Origin of the sequence: Microvirga sesbaniae (assembly GCF_025460805.1) — a bacterium.
GTDB classification, from domain to species: domain Bacteria; phylum Pseudomonadota; class Alphaproteobacteria; order Rhizobiales; family Beijerinckiaceae; genus Microvirga; species Microvirga sesbaniae.
On sequence record NZ_JAMXFJ010000014.1, the window covers coordinates 131,231 to 150,844 of the forward strand.

At 59.4% G+C, this 19,614-nt stretch carries 17 protein-coding genes; 13 read left to right on the top strand and 4 right to left on the bottom strand.

Features of this window, described 5'->3' with window-relative positions; genetic code table 11:
- Positions 1 to 115 precede the first annotated feature (115 nt).
- The 8 genes from OCW50_RS19370 to OCW50_RS19405 all read left to right on the top strand — a co-directional run bounded on the left by OCW50_RS19370 (position 116) and on the right by OCW50_RS19405 (position 3,703).
- The gene (locus tag OCW50_RS19370) at positions 116 to 1,126 is read left to right on the top strand and encodes a hypothetical protein (protein WP_262267155.1); all 1,011 of its coding nucleotides are present in this window, start codon (positions 116 to 118) and stop codon (positions 1,124 to 1,126) included.
- A gap of 90 nt (positions 1,127 to 1,216) precedes the next feature.
- A complete protein-coding gene (locus OCW50_RS19375; protein WP_262267154.1) occupies positions 1,217 to 1,552 on the top strand; it encodes a hypothetical protein in 336 nt (111 codons plus the stop codon).
- A gap of 12 nt (positions 1,553 to 1,564) precedes the next feature.
- Positions 1,565 to 1,996 carry a hypothetical protein gene (locus tag OCW50_RS19380; RefSeq protein WP_262267153.1) on the top strand — a complete coding sequence of 144 codons (432 nt, stop codon included), beginning with the start codon at positions 1,565 to 1,567 and terminating at the stop codon, positions 1,994 to 1,996.
- 70 nt (positions 1,997 to 2,066) lie between these two features.
- A complete protein-coding gene (locus OCW50_RS19385) occupies positions 2,067 to 2,321 on the top strand; it encodes a hypothetical protein (protein WP_262267152.1) in 255 nt (84 codons plus the stop codon).
- A 1-nt stretch (position 2,322) separates the two neighbouring features.
- Positions 2,323 to 2,544 carry a hypothetical protein gene (locus OCW50_RS19390; protein WP_262267151.1) on the top strand — a complete coding sequence of 74 codons (222 nt, stop codon included), beginning with the start codon at positions 2,323 to 2,325 and terminating at the stop codon, positions 2,542 to 2,544.
- Between the two features lie 141 nt (positions 2,545 to 2,685).
- Positions 2,686 to 3,126: a hypothetical protein gene (locus tag OCW50_RS19395; protein WP_262267150.1), complete on the top strand. Its 441-nt coding sequence runs from the start codon at positions 2,686 to 2,688 to the stop codon at positions 3,124 to 3,126.
- 47 nt (positions 3,127 to 3,173) lie between these two features.
- A complete protein-coding gene (locus OCW50_RS19400; RefSeq protein WP_262267149.1) occupies positions 3,174 to 3,530 on the top strand; it encodes a hypothetical protein in 357 nt (118 codons plus the stop codon).
- A 47-nt stretch (positions 3,531 to 3,577) separates the two neighbouring features.
- Positions 3,578 to 3,703, top strand: coding sequence for a hypothetical protein (locus OCW50_RS19405; RefSeq protein ID WP_262267148.1), 126 nt, complete (start codon positions 3,578 to 3,580; stop codon positions 3,701 to 3,703).
- 70 nt (positions 3,704 to 3,773) lie between these two features.
- Here the strand turns inward: OCW50_RS19405 and OCW50_RS19410 are convergent, their stop codons facing one another.
- The gene (locus OCW50_RS19410; protein ID WP_262267147.1) at positions 3,774 to 4,721 is read right to left on the bottom strand and encodes a hypothetical protein; all 948 of its coding nucleotides are present in this window, start codon (positions 4,719 to 4,721) and stop codon (positions 3,774 to 3,776) included.
- Between the two features lie 2,091 nt (positions 4,722 to 6,812).
- Between OCW50_RS19410 and tnpC the strand changes: the two genes are divergently transcribed.
- Positions 6,813 to 8,096, top strand: a complete 1,284-nt coding sequence (tnpC, locus tag OCW50_RS19415; protein WP_262267146.1) for an IS66 family transposase — start codon at positions 6,813 to 6,815, stop codon at positions 8,094 to 8,096.
- Positions 8,097 to 8,305: 209 nt separating this feature from the next.
- On the opposite strand, the gene OCW50_RS33230 is transcribed toward tnpC, so the two are convergent.
- A complete protein-coding gene (locus tag OCW50_RS33230) occupies positions 8,306 to 12,652 on the bottom strand; it encodes a calcium-binding protein (protein ID WP_315974451.1) in 4,347 nt (1,448 codons plus the stop codon).
- A 208-nt stretch (positions 12,653 to 12,860) separates the two neighbouring features.
- Entirely contained in the window at positions 12,861 to 13,544 is a 684-nt protein-coding gene (locus OCW50_RS19430; protein ID WP_262267145.1) for a GntR family transcriptional regulator, read from the bottom strand.
- A 931-nt stretch (positions 13,545 to 14,475) separates the two neighbouring features.
- Here OCW50_RS19430 and OCW50_RS19435 point away from each other — a divergent pair.
- Positions 14,476 to 14,676 (top strand): cell wall hydrolase, encoded by a 201-nt coding sequence (locus OCW50_RS19435; RefSeq protein ID WP_262267360.1) that lies wholly within the window; start codon positions 14,476 to 14,478, stop codon positions 14,674 to 14,676.
- 254 nt (positions 14,677 to 14,930) lie between these two features.
- Here OCW50_RS19435 and OCW50_RS19440 read toward each other — a convergent pair whose 3' ends face one another.
- Positions 14,931 to 15,404, bottom strand: coding sequence for a hypothetical protein (locus tag OCW50_RS19440; protein ID WP_262267144.1), 474 nt, complete (start codon positions 15,402 to 15,404; stop codon positions 14,931 to 14,933).
- Between the two features lie 355 nt (positions 15,405 to 15,759).
- Between OCW50_RS19440 and OCW50_RS19445 the strand changes: the two genes are divergently transcribed.
- The 3 genes from OCW50_RS19445 to OCW50_RS19455 all read left to right on the top strand — a co-directional run bounded on the left by OCW50_RS19445 (position 15,760) and on the right by OCW50_RS19455 (position 19,529).
- A complete protein-coding gene (locus OCW50_RS19445) occupies positions 15,760 to 18,258 on the top strand; it encodes a MobA/MobL family protein (RefSeq protein WP_262298616.1) in 2,499 nt (832 codons plus the stop codon).
- A 92-nt stretch (positions 18,259 to 18,350) separates the two neighbouring features.
- On the top strand, positions 18,351 to 19,136 hold the full coding sequence (locus OCW50_RS19450) for a histone H3 family protein (RefSeq protein ID WP_262267142.1): 786 nt from the start codon (positions 18,351 to 18,353) through the stop codon (positions 19,134 to 19,136).
- Between the two features lie 36 nt (positions 19,137 to 19,172).
- Positions 19,173 to 19,529, top strand: coding sequence for a DnaB-like helicase N-terminal domain-containing protein (locus tag OCW50_RS19455; protein ID WP_262267141.1), 357 nt, complete (start codon positions 19,173 to 19,175; stop codon positions 19,527 to 19,529).
- The last annotated feature ends 85 nt before the right edge of the window (positions 19,530 to 19,614 follow it).

Genomic DNA, 19,614 nt, shown 5'->3' on the forward strand with positions numbered 1-19,614 from the left:
CGGGCAGGAAAGCCTCGTCCTCGGCCAGAGGCCGGACGGCTCCATCGCTCACATCTCGGAGGTGCCGCGAGGGACGGCCTGCGAGTGCACCTGTCCCGGCTGCGGGGCTCCCCTCGTGGCCCGGAAGGGAGAGGTTCAACACCACCATTTCGGTCACCAGGGCTCTGAAGACGGACGGCCCTGTAACACAGGACCGGAAACCGCCCTGCACAAATTCGCCAAGGAGGTTCTGGAACAGAAGCTACACCTCTTCCTGCCGACCCTGGACCTTTGGGACGGTCCCGAGAGGTGGGTGGGTTTCGAAGGAAAGTCCTATGAATTTGACGCCGCCGTCCTGGAGTACCGTCTGGGGGGGATCATTCCCGATGTCATCGTTCGAAAGGGAAACAGGGACCTGATCGTCGAGTTTGCCGTCACCCATGAGTGCGGGCCTGCCAAGATCGCCCAAATCGCCAATATGGACATCAGCGCCATTGAGGTTGACCTATCCAAACTGCCGCGCGACACCTCGCGGAAAGGGCTCGAAGACGCCATCCTCAGTTCGGCCCCGCGCAAATGGCTCCACAATCCAAAAATCAGGGAAGGGCAGCGGGAACTTGAAACCCGTCGGCGCCGGCGAGCCGACACACTCTCCCGGCAGGTATCTCCTCTTGTGAAGGCCTATCGAGGAGCTCTTGAGAGCCACCGAACCTCCCGCAATTCGTGCTTGGCGGTCGGCCGCATCGAGAGCGATGGCATGGAGAAGGCGATTGGCTACGATGTCCCCGGATCGGGTTGTTTCAAGGTCCCACCACGCGACTGGCAGGCAACCATCCTCTCCGGCGTGATCGAACAGGCTGTTGTGGGGAGATCCGCCCATATCACTATCAAGGAGGCGCTCCGGAAACTTAAGGATCGAGGCTGGATCAACTTCCGTTTTAGCCGGATCTCTGAAGACCAGGCGGCTGCACTGCGGGAAAGCTCGGTTCAATTCGAATTTCCGGAATTCGCAATTCAGGCGTGGGCCACCGCCCTCTCACGCCAAAGCATCCTTGTCCCCGTCTCCAGCACCGGACGCTGGATTCTCCACCCCATGATCGTCAAGGAGATCCAATCCAAGCGCCTCGCCGATAAACAATCCGGATAATCGCTTTCCCATAGCACCGGAGGATGTTTTCGATTTCGGGATCATTGCCGCGAACAGATGATCGGACCAATCCCCGAAAGGATCCTCACGATGGATGCGAGTCGCTACTCCCTGAAGCTCCACAAGGACTTCCCCGGCAAGGGCTGGCTCCTTGAGCTCCACATGAACGACAGCGACGAAGAGGATGTCGCCTTCGTCGAGACGTTCCGCGCCACGGCCTTTCGCTATCTCGGCGCGGCACCCCACGGGTTCATCCGCCACGAGGACGGAAAGCGCTTTGTCGATACATGCTGGTTCCTGCAGGGGGAAAGCTCCGACTGGCTGATGTTCGAGTTCTGGACCAGCGACCAGACGGCAATGCTCGACGGGGTTATCCGCGTCATTGAGGCGCTGGAGACCCAGGGCGTATCCGTCGTTTTGCAGTGATATAGTGCCGCCATGGCCGATCACTTCAAGTCCACCTACTATGTGCTCGATCCCAAAGGGACCGTGCATCGGATCAAGACCAAGACCATCGGAGAGCTAAGAGCCCTCGATAGCTTCCGCCGCCAATGCCTGATCCATGGCTATACGGCCAAGGACGAGGAACAGGTCGAGGCTGACATCGAGGCCAAGATCTATGAGCAGATCTTTGGTGGGGACGTGATCAAGCACGAGGTCCAGCACGCCTTCCTTGAGGCAAATGGCACGCTGGTCGATCACGACAATCCAAATTCGTTCTTTGAGGCCATCGGTTATAGCCGCACCTTGAAAGACCGCTGCAAAAGGCAGCACAAACGATACATGGAGGACGGGAAACTTCCGGGCGGCGGCTTCGTCTGCAATGATCCAGCCCCCTACCATGTCGATCTGCCAGGGTTCTCCGCCTAAGAGCCTCATCTCCTTTCGGGACATGTCCACGAACCAATGATTGGGCAAAACCCCGAAAAGGAGATTGGACATGCGGATCCGGCGCTTCAGCAGCTTCGACAAGACCATCGGATCCGATCGCGACACCCTGGTCAGCGAGTTCCTGGACGTCAGCACGGCCACGGACCACGAGTTTCCCAACGAGCTCGGTCGCCAGCGTTACGCCCGCTACATCCATGCGGTCGGCTGCCTCCAGTATGGCGACAAGTTTCTCGCTGACCTGGAAGCCGTTTACGCCAGTGGGGTCGTGCAGCGCCCCACTTTCCAGGTCGGGGAGGCCGCCTGATATGGACGCCGCAACCCAACACACCAACCCGTCCATGACCTATGAGGCGTGGAAGGCTCAGGCTGTCTCCTACGCCTGGACCACTTACCTCCTGCCAGATGACTGCATCGAGGACGATAGATTCCAGCCTGCCTACTCCGCCGGCGACACGCCGGAGCGGGCGGTCGATGACCATTGCCAGCGATACGACATCAATAAGGTCGGCCCGTTGGGCACGATGTGAAATCAGAAACCCGCCCCGACAAAGGGCGGGTTTTCTTATGCTCCGACTTCCAAACCCCATCGCCCTGATCCCGGCTCATCTCAATTCTCGATTGGGATTGTGAAGAGATGATCGAAAAAATCCCCGAAAAGGAGCAAGGCGATGGACACCCTCGAGCAATTCACGGTTCTATCCGGCATTCGCATCCAGGTTCTGGCCCAGGCTATCGCCTGCAAGACAGCGTTCGCCCGTGACCTCCATGAGCGTCTGGCGCAGCAGCTCGCCTACATCTGCAAGAAGCTTCGGCTGGAGATCGCAGTCGCGGCCCGCTTCGGGGACGAAGACGAGGGTGCCCTCAGCTGGGAAGGCCCGGATGAGATCCACCTGATCGACAGCCTCTACATCGATAACGGGACCCGCGAGTACCAGATCAACGGTGAGAACTGGTACTCGCTGGAGGGAGACGGCGAGCCGATCGCCTCGCCCGCGACCGCCGAGCAGATCGAAGGGCTGGCCCGCTTCATCGAGGAACTCGCCCAATACGGCGTCCTCGTCACGGCCAACTACGTCTTCATCCCCTGCGAGGAGCAGATCGCGGCCTAAGGGTCGCACCTCCCATCGCGTCGATCTCACAGCTTCGGAGAAAAGGCATGACTGCCGCATCGCTCAACAAGCCGGCCCCGCTCATCTGGACCGACCGCATGTCCACCGGCATGAGCCACTACACCTACTTCGGCGGCCGGACCCCAGGCGAGCAGATCGTCTACGTCCTGCGCAGCGATCTCATCCTGGAAAAAGGCACGCAGGAGCGCTGGGAAGTCTCCTGGAACACCGGCTGCTATCCGCGCCGCCTTCCGGAGACCCGGTACCATCCGACCCTCTGGGCCGCAGTCGAAGCCGCCGAGGCGGAAGTCGCCCGGATCACCGCGCAGCCGAAACAGCCCTGCCGGGCCTGCGGTCCGCACTGCGACATCTGGAACGAGAGCCAACTGGACCTCGCCGCCTGAGACCTTTCCCCTCGACTCCCCTCACGACAACAGAAAGGATCCCGTCGATGTCGATCACCGTGAAACGTCCGAGAAAGCGCTTCCCCTGGAAAGGCATGCTGCTCAAACGGGACTGCTACCGTGACCTGAGTACCTGGTGGAGCGAGAGCTTCTACCGCCGTAAGAAAGCCTGATCCGGTCGAGACGCAAGAAGGCCCCCGAAACAGAGGGGCCTTTTTTCATGCTCGCGCCTTCAAACCCCTGCTACTGGGCGGCCAGTGCATAACGAAGTTCGATCTCGACGTCAGTGACCTCTTGATCCAATCTCCGTGCCTCTGCAATCACCTCGTCGGTCCACAACATCCGATTCCGGCCAAACTTCTCAAACAACTCTTCCTGGGCCTTTTCAATCTCGCGACAACGATCCCGCAAAGCCTGGATCTCGGGCGTGACAACCGGCTCGACAACCTCATCCATTTCTGTATTCGGCACGAGATAGTAGTCGCGGTCCTGATTTTGTACGGCCCGATATAGGTGCTCTGGATACGGCTGCCCTTCTTCCCAGGTCTCGGGGTCGAAATCCGACCAATCTCGCTCGGCCTCACCAGCGTTAGCAGAGAACGTCACCGCCGCTTCAATATGAACAGTGGCCGGTTTCGGCTTTTCAATAGGATCAACCTTCGGCGCCTCGACAGGCTTTGCCCTCTGCTCGACGACAGAGGGAGGCTCTGTAGACGCTAGGGGTACAGCAGCATTCGTCTCCTGAGGAGAGACAGTCTTAGGCCTCGACACATCCGACTGCTCTGACTCGCAGGTCCTCATAGATAGAAGGACACGAGCCTCTTTCTCGCTGAGCCCTGGATTGGCAGCCATGAATTCCGCGAGTTGCTCTTCGGTGAAGCTGCCCTTTGGCACGACAAAGCTATTGGTCACCCGGAAGGCGCGCCTGCCCTCCTTCAGAGCCTTCCGGTGCTCCGCTACAAGCACCTTCTGATCGGCCAGCTTTTTCTTCTCAGCCTGCTTGGCCGCGAGCCGACGCGCGATCGCCCGTTCGCCTTCCTCACGGATCTTGGCCATCTCAGCATCGATCTGGTCCATGCGCAATTGCACACGCTTCTCGATCACGCCGGGACGCTCGGCGCCCCAGGAGTAGCGCTTCCCGTCCTTGCGGGCCGTGTTGACTGATACTGATCCGGTCGCAGCAGCGCCCATCACAAAGCCTCTCACTTCGTCAAAAACAGGAGGCGCGCAGTTGGACTCACACCTCCGAATTAAACCGGAAGGTAGCAGCCTTATGGCCAAGATTCAACGAAGTGAAACCCGGAACGTCGAATTCAACTGACACTCAAACGGCAGTTATCACCAGAAACCTCCTGCCAGTCCCGCATGCCGGAAAGGCAGATGGCCGGAAAACTGACCTGTCGCAGAAATGGCAGGTCCGAAATTTCTCACCTGACAGCCCAAAGTAAAACGGCCTGACAGGTTGGTTCCCGGCCGATCTTTCGCACTTCGGGCGAGCGACAGGTTCGAAAACTGGAGGCCTGTCACATCTTCTCCGGCCTGGCAGACACCCCAGCAGCCCTCCATCCTCTCTTGCTGCTCTCTGGGAGGCAGTCCGTCCGCGATCGAGCGATGGTCGACAGCACGCAGTCCGCGCTTGCTTCATAGACCCACGCGACACCCGCTGCCTGGTCCGATCGCACTCCGGCTGGATCCCTCGTCAATTGAGCTGCCTGTCCCTTCAGATCGAACATGAAAGGTCGAATTTGACACCACCTGTCATCAGTTCCGGCCCAATCTGTCAGGTCCTGTTACGACAGACCTTTCATTTGGGCGACAGGTCATACATGCGGGCACCTGTCATAGCATCAGCCAAACCCTTACGAGGCAAAGGCTTGGCTTCTCGGCCACTATCATCCTGCTACACATGCAGGAGGAATCCGAGCTCGCCTGTTGCCAGGAGCCAGCGACCGACACGCTCCCTTAGACGGGCCGGCACGGTCACGGCTCTGCCGGGGCAAGTGACAGGTCTGGGGCAATGCGGCCTGACACACCGAGCGGCCGACCAGCCCGTCCCGCCAGTGCCATCGAGGCCGAGGGCCACCCTCCCCGCCTGGTCGAGGCACACCAAAGGACCAGACGATCTGACAGGTCGAGAAACTCCCTGCCTGTCAGCGGAGTGACAGGTCTTGCCACAACCGACCTGTCACCCATTCTCCTGTTAGATCGCAGTCGATCCTAGTCGCTGCAGCTCCCGGATCTCCCGAGTGCACCGGCCGGACTCGCCAGCTCACTGGCCAGACTCCATTCGTGCAAAGTAAAACCCCTGTTCGGAGCGTTCAGAGAACGCCACTGGTCTTTTGCTTGGCCTGAATACATATCCTTTGCTTGACGCCCGTCGTATCGAAGAACAGCGGGTGTGCCCCCGCGATTCTGCTGGAGCGTAATCACATCAGTTTGTACTGTCGGAATACGTTTTCACGGCAGAGATAGACGCGCTCTCACCGTGTGCGCGTCTCCAAACCCGCCCGGAGCGGCCTGGAGGCCGGTCGAGGCAGGACAGGCTCAAAGACTCTCGATCGGCTCGGGAGGGGCCACAGGCCCCGTTCTACGTCCCGCATGACCCTACCCCGCCGACGGGCATAGCCTGCGGCTGTCGGAACACCTCTGAGGCTCACAGACCCCTAATAGGAGGGGTCCAGAGGGAGGTTTAGGGGCAGGATAATTTTTAGGGCCCAATACCGCAAATCTGATGCACCTACCGGTTCATCCAGATTTGCTGTCACTTACATTGGGCTCTGCGAGGCTGTCCCGGCGCGCTTTGGCTGAGGCCAAACCGCACGATCCAGGCGGATCGTGGCCGGGTACGGGCGAGGCATCCGACTGCTGAACGCAGCCCTGCCTCGCCATCCGGACGCGAAAACCGCGTCCCTCGTGAATACTATGTGATTACTTGCCGTCGCAGAACGCTCCGGCTGCGGGCGGACGACCAGCGTCCGCATGCTCTCTCGGCCTCTGCCGCTCTCAAGAGCGGCTCGGCCCGGCTGACAAGCAGCCTCTGGAAGGGGTTAGGGCCATCTCGGCGAGGGTTGCTGCAGGGCCATTCGGCCCCCGATAGCGCCATCCTTCTTTCCAGCCCACCCCAGGATCCTGAACCTGCAACCTGGCCCGGACTTGTTCTTTCACAAACGCCGCCGCGAGCGCTTCGCATCACCCGTTGCGGCGCTCACATAGATCGGAACCTTGATCAGCGTAATTACCCACGCCCTTGTCAGCAGGCACAATTCCTGAATCCATGGGGAGATGGATCGCACTGATTTGCAGCGTCTGAGCAAGGAAGAGCTGATCGAGCTGGTGCTGCGGCTGCAGCATCCGCCAAAGACCTCGCGCACATCCTCCAAGCCACCCTCGACCGATCGCAAGCAGCGTCGGGATCAGGCCAAGCCCGGCGGGGCCAAGCCGGGACATGAAGGTCACAGCCGGATCCTCAGCGCCACGCCCGATGAGGTGGTCGAGCATCGTCCTGACCGGTGCTCGGGCTGCTCGGCTGTCCTGATGGTGGATTGGCCGGCGGAGACGATCAGCATCCACGAGCAGATCGACCTCCCGGAGATAACGCCCCGCGTCACCCAACATCGGCGCCTGGCGGTGTGCTGCCCCGCCTGTGGAACGCGGGTCGTCGCGCCCGTGCCGGAGGCCGCCAAGCGGACACCGTTCGGGCCGCGCGTCCATGCCATGGCGACTTATCTCAAGACCTTCCAGGCTCTGTCCTACGAGCGGCTGCAGGGCACGTTCGCGGACCTGTTCGGGCTCACCATCAGCCAAGGCGGCCTGATGAACATGCTGCGCCGGGCGCAGGACGCCTTCGCAACCGAGCGCGACAAGGCGGTTGCGGCGTTACGCCAGGCCCGGGTCGTCGCCTCCGACAAGACCGGCGTCCGGATCGAGGGCTGCAATGCCTATCATTGGGTGTTTCGCTGCGCCGAGGCGGTGGTCCATCACGCCTCGCCGACCCGAGGCGCTATTGTGGTCCGGACCATGATGGCCGGACACCGGCCCGAGGTCTGGTGCTCCGACCGCTATAGCGCACAGCAGGGCCATGCCGACGCCCACCAGACCTGTCTGGCTCATCTTTCCCGCGACGTCGCCTATGCCGATGAGGCGAGCGAGGATGTCCTGCCCTCCCGCCTCAAGCTGTGGCTGCACCGGGCCTTTGCCCTGGCGGAGGAGGTCGCAACCCTTGCCGCCTCGACCCTGGCCCGCAAGCGCCGCGCCTTGGAACGAAGTCTGGATGATATCCTGGCCGCGCCGACCTCCTGTGATCTCGCCCGTGACCTTCAGAGCAAGGTCCGGCGCGCTCGCGATCAGCTTCTGACCTTCGCCCACTGGCCCGGATTGGTTGAGGCAACCAACAACGCCTGCGAACGCGCGCTCAGACCGGCCGTGATTCAGCGCAAGGTGACCAACGGCTATCGGGCGATGTGGGCGGCCGCGGGCGAAGCAGACATTCGAACGGTCGTCGACACGGCGCGCCTTGGCCCGGAAACCAACGCGTTCAAGACCATCCTTCAGACCGTGTCCGCCTGAACCTCAGCTCAAAATGGGGCGTGGGTAATTACTGATCAGCAACCCGTTGGTCTTGAGATGACCGGGATGCTACTGCTTGCAAGGAAGCAAAGTCAGGGACCGCCGACCCCGACGTGATACGCGGGATGTGTCGTGCCGGGAATACGCGGAAAGGGATGGGCCAAGAGCCGAACGGTGCGACTCTCCCATCGCCATGGCCTGGCGGTAGCCTAAGCGATCTTGAAGTCGTACGCGCTGAGCCACAACCATTTGTCGATCTTGGCGAACTGAACCGCCTTGCCGGTCCCGCTGCCATCGGCGTCATAGTAAAGGGCGCCCTTAGCCATGTCGTAGATGATGCGATCGTCCGCGTCCGAGGCCGCCTTCCCCCACGTGAATGCGTCGAGCCCGAGCGTTCCCTGCTTGCCGAGTGCCTTAAAGACCGACCGGTCCAGCCAGATTGTATCCGCGGCGATGCTGAACGATCGGATCGTATCGATCTCACCCTTCCCGAGCTTGGTGTCGAAGACAAAGGCGTCTCGACCGGCGCTGCCCTGCAGCAGATCCGCTCCCTCGCCCCCGGACAGGACGTCGTCGCCAGCGCCACCATCCAGCGTGTCGTTGCCGTCCCCACCATAAAGCCGATCCTTCCCGGAGCCGCCATCAAGGCGGTCCTTGCCGTCCCGGCCGTAGAGCTTGTCGTCCCCGGAGGAGCCATAGAGCCGGTCCTGCCCCTCATTGCCGGTGAGCACGTCATTCCCCGACTTTCCGTCCAGGAGACTTCCGACCCTCGAAGCGTAGAGCTTGTTGGCAAGCGAGTTGCCATAGCCGCTGATGGCGTGACCGGTCAGGTGGAGGTTTTCCACGTTCGATCCAAGCCTGAGGTTTACGGAGCTGTACACCGTGTCCGTGCCGCCTCTCACGCTCTCCAGAATCCGGTCGCCGGACGAGTCGACGATATAGGTGTCGTTACCGGTCCCCCCGGTCAGCAGATCAGCTCCGCCGGCGCCATCGAGGCGATCGTGCCCTGCGCCGCCGGAAAGCGTGTCGTTTCCTCCTCCGCCCGTCAGAACGTCGTTTAACGCACTGCCGATGACGTGAAGATTGTCAGGCCTGACCGGGTCAGGTTCGGTCGGCGTGGGATCAACCGGCCCCGGATCAACTGGTCCTGGATCGACCGGGCCCGGGTCCACCGGGCCGGGATCGACGGGCCGCTCGCCAATGACAAGGTTGCTGTTGGCCGCCAGCGATCCCGATGTTCCCGGGCCAGGCAGCGCAAGGTCGGCGCTGTTCCCCGACACGCCGGCGATGGTGGCCCCGTTCAAACGGAGAGCGCCACTCTCCAGATAGTCCAGATCGCCTGACAGGTCGCCTGGCTGCACCGTGTAATGGAAGACCAGGGTGTTCGTCCCCGACCCCGAAACGAACGACGCGAAACGGTCGATTAGACCGGTTTCGAGCGCGAGCGTCGGCAGGCCTGCACTCGTATCCACCACCACGACCTTGCTGAACTCCACAGCGATCGCAATCTGATCCCCGGCCGAATAGGTGCCGGCTGCCGTGCGAGCGGCAACGTTGATAACCTTCGGCCGAGCGGCATCGACGGTCCAGGTATAGGTGGCCGGTGTCGCATCCATGTTGCCGGCGGCATCAATGGCTCTCACCGCCAGTGTGTGACTGCCGTCGACGAGACCGGTGATCGTAAATACGTCCGAGGCCGCGGCAAAGCTCGACCCGTCGAGGCTGACCTGGAAGGATGCACCCGCCTCGCTGGATAAGAAGGTGAAGACCGCGTTGGAATTCGGTGAAGTCCCCGGCGGGCCCGCGGAGATCGTTGTCTCTGGAGGAACCCCGTCGACGAGCACTTGCGCGGTCGACCCGACCCCGTTGAGGATCGTTTCCGCGTCCAGGCCCCCCAAGCTTTGGACCGTGCCGCCTTTCAGGGCCAGGGAGCCGATTGCGATGCCGTTCGCGTCCAGGTCCCCGGTTGCCGCGACATAGCGGAAGGTCAGTGCTCCTGTTCCTGATCCGCCAAGGTACGATGCTTCGACGACCTTCGAGCCGACAACAAGGGCAATGCTGGGTGCCCCGCTGACAACCACCGCCTCAGTAAAGGCTAGGGTAAAATCCAGGGCGTCCCCGGCCTTATAGGTCCCATTGGCAGGCACAGCCACGGACGAAACCTGCGGGACACTCGCATTGTAGATGATCGTATTGGCCGAGAGCGCGATTGCCCCGGTAGCGCCCTTGAGCGTCAGGGCGTAGTCGACATCGTCCACCCGGAATGTCAGCGTCTCACCGGAGAGTGACGCGCCCTGAAGTGTGCCAGTGGTGATCCGGATGCTCTCGCCATTCTCGATGTCCGTGATGACGTCCCCGTCGAGTTCACTCGCTTTGCCCTCGAAGAGATCCCGTCCTCCGCCACCCGTGATGGTATCGTTGCCGAGACCGCCGTTGATCGTCGATGAACCTGACTGAGCCGTGATCTTATCGATCCCGGTTCCACCGATGATGGTCTCGGCGTTCAGGATTGTGACCGTGTTGGGTGTATCGCCCAGGCTGATACGGTCATTCCCCGCGCCCGCATCGAGCGTCTCGACCGCTCTAAAGATGATGGTGTCATCGGCCTCGCTGAGGATGACGTGATCGATCCCGGTGCCGCCGATCAGGATCTCGACGGCTCTGACAGTGACCGTGCCCCCGGCATCACCCAGCAGAACGACGTCCATTCCGGCCCCGCCGTCGATGCCCTCAACGCCGCTCGCAATGAGCGTGTCGTTGCCTTCACTCAGTGTGATCTGGTCGACGCCGACGCTCCCGATCAGCGTCTCGACATTCCGGATTGCGACAGTCCCACCTTGGCCAATGAGCGTGACGCTGTCGCCGCCCAGTCCGCCATCGATGCTCTCGATGCCACTCACCGAGACCGTGTCATTGCTGCTGCTTAGAGTAATGTGATCAACCCCGGCACCGCCAATGAGCGTGTCGATCAATCTGACAGCGATCACGTTGCCGTCGGCTCCGAGGGTAATGATATCCGAGCCCGTTCCGCCGATGATAGTCTCGGCGTTTAGGATGGTATACGTGCCACCGCGGTCTCCCAGGATGATGCTGTCATTTCCGGCACCCGCATCGAGGGTCTCAACGCCCACGGTGATGAGGATGTCGTCGCCATCGCTCAGGAACACCTGATCGACGCCGCTGCCGCCCAAGAGGGTTTCGACATTGTGCAGAGTGACGGTGCCTCCCTGGTTTCCAAGGGTAATGGTATCGCCACCAGCCCCGGCATCGAGGAACTCGATCCCGGTCATGAAAAGGGTGTCATTCCCGCTGCTGAGCGTGATCCGATCAGTCCCAGCTCCACCGATGAGCGTCTCGACCTGTCTGACGGCCACGACGTTGCCGCCATCGCCAAGGGTCACGGTATCGGATGATGCCCCGCCGATGATGGTCTCGGCGTTCAGGATTGTGACCGTATTGGATGCATCGCCCAGGCTGATCGTGTCGTTGCCGGCGCCCGCGTCGAGGGTCTCGACCGCTCTAAAGATGAATGTGTCATCTGCCTCGCTGAGGGTGACGTGATCGATTCCAGTGCTGCCAACCAGGATTTCAACCCCTCTGACAGTGACCGTGCCCCCGGCACCAGCCAGGAACACGACGTCCATTCCGGTCCCACCGTCGATGCTCTCGATGCCGCTCGCAGTGAGCGTGTCGTTGCCGCTACTCAGGGTAATTAAGTCGACGCCGACACTCCCGATCAGCGTCTCGACTTGGCTTACAGCCACCAAGTTGCCGCCATCGCCGAGGGTCACGATATCCGATGATACCCCGCCGACGATGGTCTCGGCGTTCAGGATTGTAATAGTGTTGGATGTGTCGCCTAGCCTAATCGTGTCGTTGCCAGCCCCGGCATCAAGAGTCTCGACCCCCCTTATGAGGATCGTGTTATCTCCGTCACTGAGGATCACCTGATCGGTTCCCGATCCGCCCACCAGGGACTCGACGTTTCTGACAGAGATTGTGCCCCCGGAATCACCTAAGACGACGAGATCCCCTCCTGCCCCACCGTCGACGCTCTCGATCCCGGTTAGCTTGATAATGTCATTGTCGTTGCTGAGGGTGACCAGATCAGTACCAGCCCCGCCGGTCAGCACCTCAACGCCGGTGATCGTCAGGGTGTTTCCGGCATCTCCCAGGGAAACACGATCGTCGATGGAGCTTCCGATGATCTGTTCGATACCCTCGACATAGAATTGATGGGGTATTCCGCCATTCTGAACGATGGTGAGACTATCGACTCCAGACCCGCCGGCGAGGGTGGTGATACCAGAACCAGAAACGGGTTTGACCACGAAAGCATGGCCTGCAGCAGATCCTAGGATTGTTAGCGGAGCGGCCGTGAGCCCTACCGCGTCTATCGACTGTACGGGCTCTGATCCCCCATCGACGGGAACATTGCCTCCGTTCAATGTAACAATGACGCGCCCGGTCTCGTCGTACCGGACGTGGACGCTGTCTTCGGCTTCGCCTCCAGAAAGGAGCAGAACACCATTAGAGACGGACGCGGAAAACGTCATGAGAGGCTCCGAGGAGACGGCAAAACTGCAATTAGGTGGGATCAGGCGGAACTGGAGATATTCAGGTTGGTAACGCCCAGCCTTAGGACCGGCAACTGAATAAATACCTTAATCGCTCCTGATCGTCACGCTCGCCTTTGCGCCTAGATTGACGAACGCCAGCTTCCCGAAGTGCTTTACTCTCTGTGACATCGCCCCCTGACAGGGGTCAGACTTTATCCGAGGCTCGGCGTCCGTACCTGACCTGTTGGGCCTCGCCGATCACAACCCGGGTGCTCTGCACATGCCGGCGCATGAGTAGTTCGGCCAAAGGACCGTCCCCAGACTGGATTGCCTCGAATATCCGTACGTGCTCGAGATGCCGCTCCTCTTCCCTTCCCTCCTTCCGGCCCCAGTGCATCCGGTAAAGAATCCGATTGTATCGCCAGAAATCATTGTTCATCAGGCGAGCGAATTCTCGGTTCCCGGAGATCTGAATGATCTTTTGGTGAAAGTCGATGTTAGGCTCATCACCAGCAGGCTCGACAGCCTCCCCTAATATCTGGGTGGCCTCCTGATCGATAATTGCTTTGAGCTCCGCAATATCCTCCTTTGTCGCTCTCAATGCCGCCTTGAAAGCGGCTCTAGCTTCCAAGACCTCTCGCAACTCATAAAGATCGGCCACATCCTCCGGTGTAAACACCGTCACCCTAGCGCCTGAATAGGGATGGCTCTCAACAAGACGCCTCTCCTCGAGCAAGCGGAGCGCCTCACGTACTGGTGCCCGGCTCACGCCAAGGCGCTCGGCCAGCGCCGCCTCCTTAAGCTGTGCTCCCGGCTCGAACTCGCCGCTGAGGATTGCGGCAGCGATCTTTTCCGCAACGATGCTGCGAAGAGAGAGGATGTCGCTCATAGAAGCGAAGCCATTGTAGCCATTCTCACTTTATAACGTCAGATAGAGGACAATCCGGCCACTTGTCGCCGGTTGTGGCATAAATGTGTCTGGACTCTGGCCGCCCTTGGTATACAAGGTGACGAAGTTTAGTTGCGTAACAGGAGACGCCCATGTGCAGGGTCGTTTCGAATCCGGATTTGCCCTTCGAAGGCATGGGTAACCTATTCGCCGTATGCCCGATGGATCCCGCGAGCGGCCGGCGACTGCAGATCACGCCTGCTTCCAACACGCTCGCCTCCCACAACCTCAAACCGTACCTTCGGCTCTGATCATTCCGGCAATTGTCGACAAGTGGCTAAGCCCCATCGGCGCTTAAACACCCCAAACGTCAAATCGCCGGTCCTACCTGTTCCCACCAAACGAGCCATCCGAGCCAATTCACTCAGCCTAAACGTTCAGCCCATCGAGAAACTGCTTAGCCAAGTTCCCTTTCGGGTTCGTTACTCCCAGAGCCTTGTCGACCAAGAACGAAAGCCACAGAATTCCACCCTAACCGCGATCGGCAGGCTCAACAGATCCCGGCACGATCCTAAAAACACCGCCGAACCAACTGCCCGATGCTCTGGCCTAACGGCGGCGAAATAAACTGCCATTATCCGAATTTTCGTTACGGACCAGCTCTGCGCTAAAAAGGAGCATGACCCGAAACGCAAATCATAAATCAACGTCGCGCATCTGGACCGCCAGCATTATTTGCCTAGCGCTTGGCGGATGCCAAAGCGCTCTATTCAGACAGGCCGAGCCAGTCTCTTCCTTCCAGACAAGTGCCCAAGTCCACGCACCTCTGCCAAAGGAGACGCAAAAGCAGATCACGCTGGTGAGCAGCAGCGCCCATGAATGTCTAGCTCGCGCAATGTACTTCGAGAGCAATCGAAACAGTGATGACGGAATGCTGGCCGTTGGAACTGTCGTCATGAACCGGGTCGCGTCTCCTAAGTACCCAGACACGATCTGCGAAGTTGTTGGTCAAAAGGGGCAGTTCGCCAAAGGCGTCCTGACTAAGCCAACGCCGGATCCAGGATACTCGCGCGCAAAGATGGTCGCGTCTGAGGTTCTTACCGGCGCCAGGCACAAAGCCGTTGGTCGATAGCTGTATTTCCACACTGCCGGGTTCCGGATCCCATACAAGGATGCTCAATATCTGTTAGTGGCCGGCGGGAACGCCTTCTACACCAGGGGCGCGACGACGGATGAGTCGATTCCGACCTTCGTCACACTGAAACTTGCGGCGCTTCAGTTCTCATCAGTCCAGTTTCTTCAGTGATATAACGCAAAAAGGCCGCCCAATGGCGGCCCCCTGCGAACACCCTTACGAACTCATCGAGGGGTCTGGTGCGTCAAAGTTCATCTCTGCGTATTATCGATAACGTTGACATTGCTTGCGACCATCGTCAGCGAAACAACGCGCTCACCATCATCTTCGGAGTATGCGAACGGAACGATCGTTCCACGCACCTCGATCAAATCACCTATGTTCAGCGAGGACATCATATCCTCGATCTTCGCTGGCTCGCGCACGACGATCGTCAGCTCACACGCGCCATCTTCTGGGATATCTCGCAAATTCTCGGACGTTGCCAGGGCGATCTCCAGAAATTTTCTCTGGCGCATACCCAAGACCCGACCGCCGACATTAAAGCCTGCCCTGTGCTTAGGAAGATCAGCAAAAACTTCGTCCATTCGATCCACAAAGCGTTTGTCCCGAGCCACAACGCTTGTTGCGGCCGCGACGGCTTCCGTAAGCCGGGAGAGACTTCCGCTAATCGCGATCGGATGGAAAACCGATTCTCTTATACCGTCGTCAGCATGTTTGCCCATTTCTTTGTTGCCCCTTTTGGGTGGTTGATTGAGCCCGTTTTAGACGGGAGCGTTATACGCGGTAACTCGGATTCTAACAAAGCTGAATCCCATTGATGGTAAACAGCTGAACCATCAATTTTAGCAACCATCGACAGGCCCAACGAAAACGTAAAAAACGCAATGTTTCCGATGAATTAGCACAACAATCGTTCGCTCACTCTGCAACCGGAAAACTGCACCATTTTGAGTCAGTTTCAAACTGACCCAAAGCGTGTCAGCGCAGGTTAAGACCGAGGTATAAAGATGCCGCGGCCTGATTTAATTCGCAGTTTTGTGGTAAAGCACGCAAGGAGTTCAATTTGCAAATCAAACGATGACTGAGCAAGAAGCTGAAGAAATGGTTCGCCGCGATACCGCTCGCGCACTGGCAATTTCAGGCCGGATCGCGGAGGCTGAGCGTAGAGCACAGGAGCGGGTGAGGCGTCACAGCACATCGCCGAAGAATTTGAAAGCTATGCTTGATGCGATGAAGTCACCTGGGCTTAGATCGGCCAGAGACTTCAATCGGTCTATGGCCTTCAAGACCGCACCGAGGCCCCAGGCCCCCGATACTGGCGGGGTCACGTTTCACTTTTCTGTGACGTCAGTATCTAAAACAAATTATACAGTTGCGGCTTATGCTGGGCGCACTCCATCCGGTAGTGCCGCTCAGCACGAGAGTTACATTGAGCGCGACGGCGCCGCCGAGACGTTCGTCGACCCAGAATCCTTAAAGTTCGCGGAACAGCGGGATGGTCTAGGACTTGGCGAGGGCCAATCATATATCGAACGGGATGCCGCGTCAGAAAAGCATGAGGAAAACGAGGCCATCGTCGTCTCGTCGTTCGGGAATATAGGAGACTCTAAGGAAGATCGACTAGAGTTCTGGCAGAAACTGGAACGAGCCGAGCGTAGTCCGAAAGATCACAAGTTCACGATTAACCCCTTCCGTGGTGCCGCCTTCTGGGAGGCGATCGACCGCTATGCCAAGTCGGGACATGAGATTCCCAAACCGTTGGCCAAAGCTATCGAAAACTGCAAAACCGAGGTGACGCCCTACGAGGTCCACCTAAAGGACGCCGAAGCTATCGCTCTCCTGAAGTTTGCTCACACGATGGGGGACTTCCTAACGGACGGCGCCATAAAGGTTTCGCTGGGACGCGGCGGACGTGTCCAGACCCGTATCATTGCGGAGCTCCCCCACGAGATCACCGCGGCTCAACGTCTAAAACTGGCCAAGGAATACTGTTCTGAGTTCGAACGCCAAGGACTTCCCTACTGGGCCGTTATTCACGCGCCTGACAAACATAACGACCGGCGGAATTTTCATATCCACATTGCGCTAAGCGAACGACCCGCAAAACAGATGGTAGACCCTGCGACGGGCAAGGTTACCTGGGACTTCGAGATCATAGAGACATTCCGATCACAGAGTCGAAACTTACGATCTCGGCGCCCTTTCATGCAGGACCGGATCCGCGAAATGAGCAGTCTCGCCTGGGTCGGCATCGAGCGGCGCCGGTATAAGAACATTCTAAACAAAGCCCTGGAGGCTGCAGGCAGCTCGAAGCGCTACGACCATCGCTCCTACAAAGCCATGGGCCTCACCCAGAAGGCTAAGAAGCGGATCGACCCGAAAATCTACGCTAAGGAGCGCAAGGGCCAAGTCACGGAGCAGGGTATCGAGGCAGCCCGCCAGCAGTGGATAGATGCAGCGGCCGAACTCGACCAGCAATCCAGACAGGCCGCTACCACGGCGGTCAATGCGAGCTATAAGAACCGAGCCTTCTTTACTGCCCTCCACTCAGCCGGGCACCCGGATTCCGAACGATTTCAACTGCTTATCCGCAGGTCGGCCGATCTTTACAGCCTTGTGATGTCGGCCGTCGCCTCCCAAACGGCGGCAAACTTTGTGGCTGACAAGATGGTGTCCCGAGCGCGTCTCAAGAAACCCGCGCAGAGGACTAAGATCGATAGGGTTCTGATAGAGGTGGCCGCGGAAGTCAGAGCCACCGAGGGCAAACAGTTTGGCGCACTTGCCGACCGTTTCGCGGCTGAATACCGTGAGAAGGCCTCGCAGATCGCCCATATCCGCGCCGACTTCGCCAGATCATTCCAAAAGCAACTCTTCGGCCAGTTCCTCGATATGGTTGCTCCCAGCAATCCGGCGCCTGGCCCGAAGCCGCGCCGCCGCGGGATGTCGCTCGAGGAGATCAGGGAAATGACTGCAGGATGGTTTCCGAAGCACACCAGCTTGTCGGATTCCCCATCCAAACCTACACCGCAGCCTCCTCAGGAGTCGGCCGTCGATCGCTACCTCGGCAAGAACTTCTTCAATCCGAAGAACGCGGGCAAGATGCCCGAAGGTGGGCCGAAGCCGGTTTCGGCTTCTAAGCCTTCCCAGGTGAAGGAAGCGACCAACAAGCCGCAGGCTCCAGCTGCACCGGCTGACAAAGTCGTCGACCCGAAGGTATCTACCGTGGAACCGACGGCTCCGGCACCACAAAAGCCGCGAGTCGCTAAACCGCACCGGCCCGCACCAGCCCCAAGTCACGCACCAAGCGAAGGGGCTGAGCGTGCTTTGTCGGGCCAGATTGATCAAAAAACACCAGCCAAAGCCCCGGCTCCCCCGATCGTTGAACCGCCGCGCACGATCCCTGAGGTTGCCTCCGTCCCGGTGCCAGTGGCCGAAGAACTCCCGAGGAAGAAGCGGAAGCCGCGGAAGACCGGCGCTGAAGAGGCCCAAGAGCAGAAGCCTGCTGCCGCAGACACGGAAACCCGCCGTCGCGCAATCCTCGCCCAAAGGCGGCGCACACGTGGCAAAGGCCGATAGATTGCAGTTTAATTCTCGCTTTGTTCTTGTAATTCGGAGGAGGCTTGATACTTTAGCAGGTATCAACCTCCCCGGTTCAGGAATCGACGCGAATGTTCGACGCGCAATCGCTGGTGGATCTCTCCAAAAAGGGTCAAAAGCAGATCGTCGTGGCGATCCGGCTTGCTGCGGCCCTAGCTGAGAAGGGGCGCTCTATCAGCCGCCATGAGGCCGCAGCCCTTTGTCGAGTATCGGAACTCGTTTTTGAAGAGGTCCGCAAAGACCTTGAGGACTTCTTCACGATTCATGCAGGCCGGATCACGTTTAAGGATAAAGACAGCCTGCCCGCGCCGTGGGAGATCGATGACAGCAAAGCTGACCAAAGGGTCGCTAAACATCTCGAAAGCCTGGTGAAGCGTTACGAACAGCTCAATGCCGATACTCCAAAGGCCCGTGCAATCCGTGACCTCATCGCTCTCGGGATCGCGGAGCAACAGGCCCCAAAAACCTATCACTGGCTCGCCCAAGCCCACGGTCATGATCGGTTGATACAGGCGATCGATTATTGCAAGCCGCTCAATCCGGCAGAGCCTGTAGGGATGTTGCTTAACTGGCTTCGACGCACGGCCGGAACGCCCGCATCTACCCTGCGCGTACCGAAGCCCAACGTCGTGTTCAAATTCGTCAAGCCGTCCAATCCCGAAGCAGCGAAAACCGAATTCATCGGGTGGGAGGCTCCGCCAGATGGAATGGATCCATCGAGCCCCGAATTCAAATGGCCACAGGGAGCCCGTAGACGCATCTACCGGCAGCGCACGGGGCATATCCGGTTGGAACTCCCTCCCCCTGATGTGCCGATCCCATCGGTTCAAGAAGATATCGGCTTCCACGTCCGCTGACCTCAACCCGCCACAGTTCCAGACGGCAGTCCAAACATGAACGCGTACGATGAAATTATTGGCGCAGTCCTCCGCGAGCCAAGCCTATACGAGAAAGTGCGATTTCTCAGTCCGGGTGACTTTGTCCAAGACGACCATATCCAGATCTGGGGCGCGATCCGTGAAAGCGTCTCCGAAGGGCACGACCCGACGCCAGAACGCATTGCCGCTTCCACCTTCCTAGATGACCAGGATCTTCCCCGCCGGCTGATCCACCGAGCCTCTGCCAACGTCGACGCCCTGATCCGTCAGGCGCGTCTGATCTCCGAGGAGCGGAGTAGAGGTCGAGCTATCACCATAACCCGTGTGGCCCTTACTGATCCGGATTGGGTAATCTTGAACTACGCGGCATAACGGAACGACGGATGCTCGAAGTAGCTGCGGATCCGGTCGGGCAACCTGGCAAGCCGGCGCATGTGGCTGATGACGGCACGCTTGA

Excerpts from the sequence above, each read along its gene's own strand:
- OCW50_RS19375 (WP_262267154.1), top strand. The coding sequence starts at position 1,217 with ATGGATGCGAGTCGCTACTCCCTGAAGCTCCACAAGGACTTCCCCGGC.
- OCW50_RS19380 (WP_262267153.1), top strand. The coding sequence starts at position 1,565 with ATGGCCGATCACTTCAAGTCCACCTACTATGTGCTCGATCCCAAAGGG.
- OCW50_RS19385 (WP_262267152.1), top strand. The coding sequence starts at position 2,067 with ATGCGGATCCGGCGCTTCAGCAGCTTCGACAAGACCATCGGATCCGAT.
- OCW50_RS19390 (WP_262267151.1), top strand. The coding sequence starts at position 2,323 with ATGGACGCCGCAACCCAACACACCAACCCGTCCATGACCTATGAGGCG.
- OCW50_RS19395 (WP_262267150.1), top strand. The coding sequence starts at position 2,686 with ATGGACACCCTCGAGCAATTCACGGTTCTATCCGGCATTCGCATCCAG.
- OCW50_RS19400 (WP_262267149.1), top strand. The coding sequence starts at position 3,174 with ATGACTGCCGCATCGCTCAACAAGCCGGCCCCGCTCATCTGGACCGAC.
- OCW50_RS19405 (WP_262267148.1), top strand. The coding sequence starts at position 3,578 with ATGTCGATCACCGTGAAACGTCCGAGAAAGCGCTTCCCCTGGAAAGGC.
- OCW50_RS19410 (WP_262267147.1), bottom strand. The coding sequence starts at position 4,721 with ATGGGCGCTGCTGCGACCGGATCAGTATCAGTCAACACGGCCCGCAAG.
- tnpC (WP_262267146.1), top strand. The coding sequence starts at position 6,813 with ATGGATCGCACTGATTTGCAGCGTCTGAGCAAGGAAGAGCTGATCGAG.
- OCW50_RS33230 (WP_315974451.1), bottom strand. The coding sequence starts at position 12,652 with ATGACGTTTTCCGCGTCCGTCTCTAATGGTGTTCTGCTCCTTTCTGGA.
- OCW50_RS19430 (WP_262267145.1), bottom strand. The coding sequence starts at position 13,544 with ATGAGCGACATCCTCTCTCTTCGCAGCATCGTTGCGGAAAAGATCGCT.
- OCW50_RS19435 (WP_262267360.1), top strand. The coding sequence starts at position 14,476 with ATGCTGGCCGTTGGAACTGTCGTCATGAACCGGGTCGCGTCTCCTAAG.
- OCW50_RS19440 (WP_262267144.1), bottom strand. The coding sequence starts at position 15,404 with ATGGGCAAACATGCTGACGACGGTATAAGAGAATCGGTTTTCCATCCG.
- OCW50_RS19445 (WP_262298616.1), top strand. The coding sequence starts at position 15,760 with ATGACTGAGCAAGAAGCTGAAGAAATGGTTCGCCGCGATACCGCTCGC.
- OCW50_RS19450 (WP_262267142.1), top strand. The coding sequence starts at position 18,351 with ATGTTCGACGCGCAATCGCTGGTGGATCTCTCCAAAAAGGGTCAAAAG.
- OCW50_RS19455 (WP_262267141.1), top strand. The coding sequence starts at position 19,173 with ATGAACGCGTACGATGAAATTATTGGCGCAGTCCTCCGCGAGCCAAGC.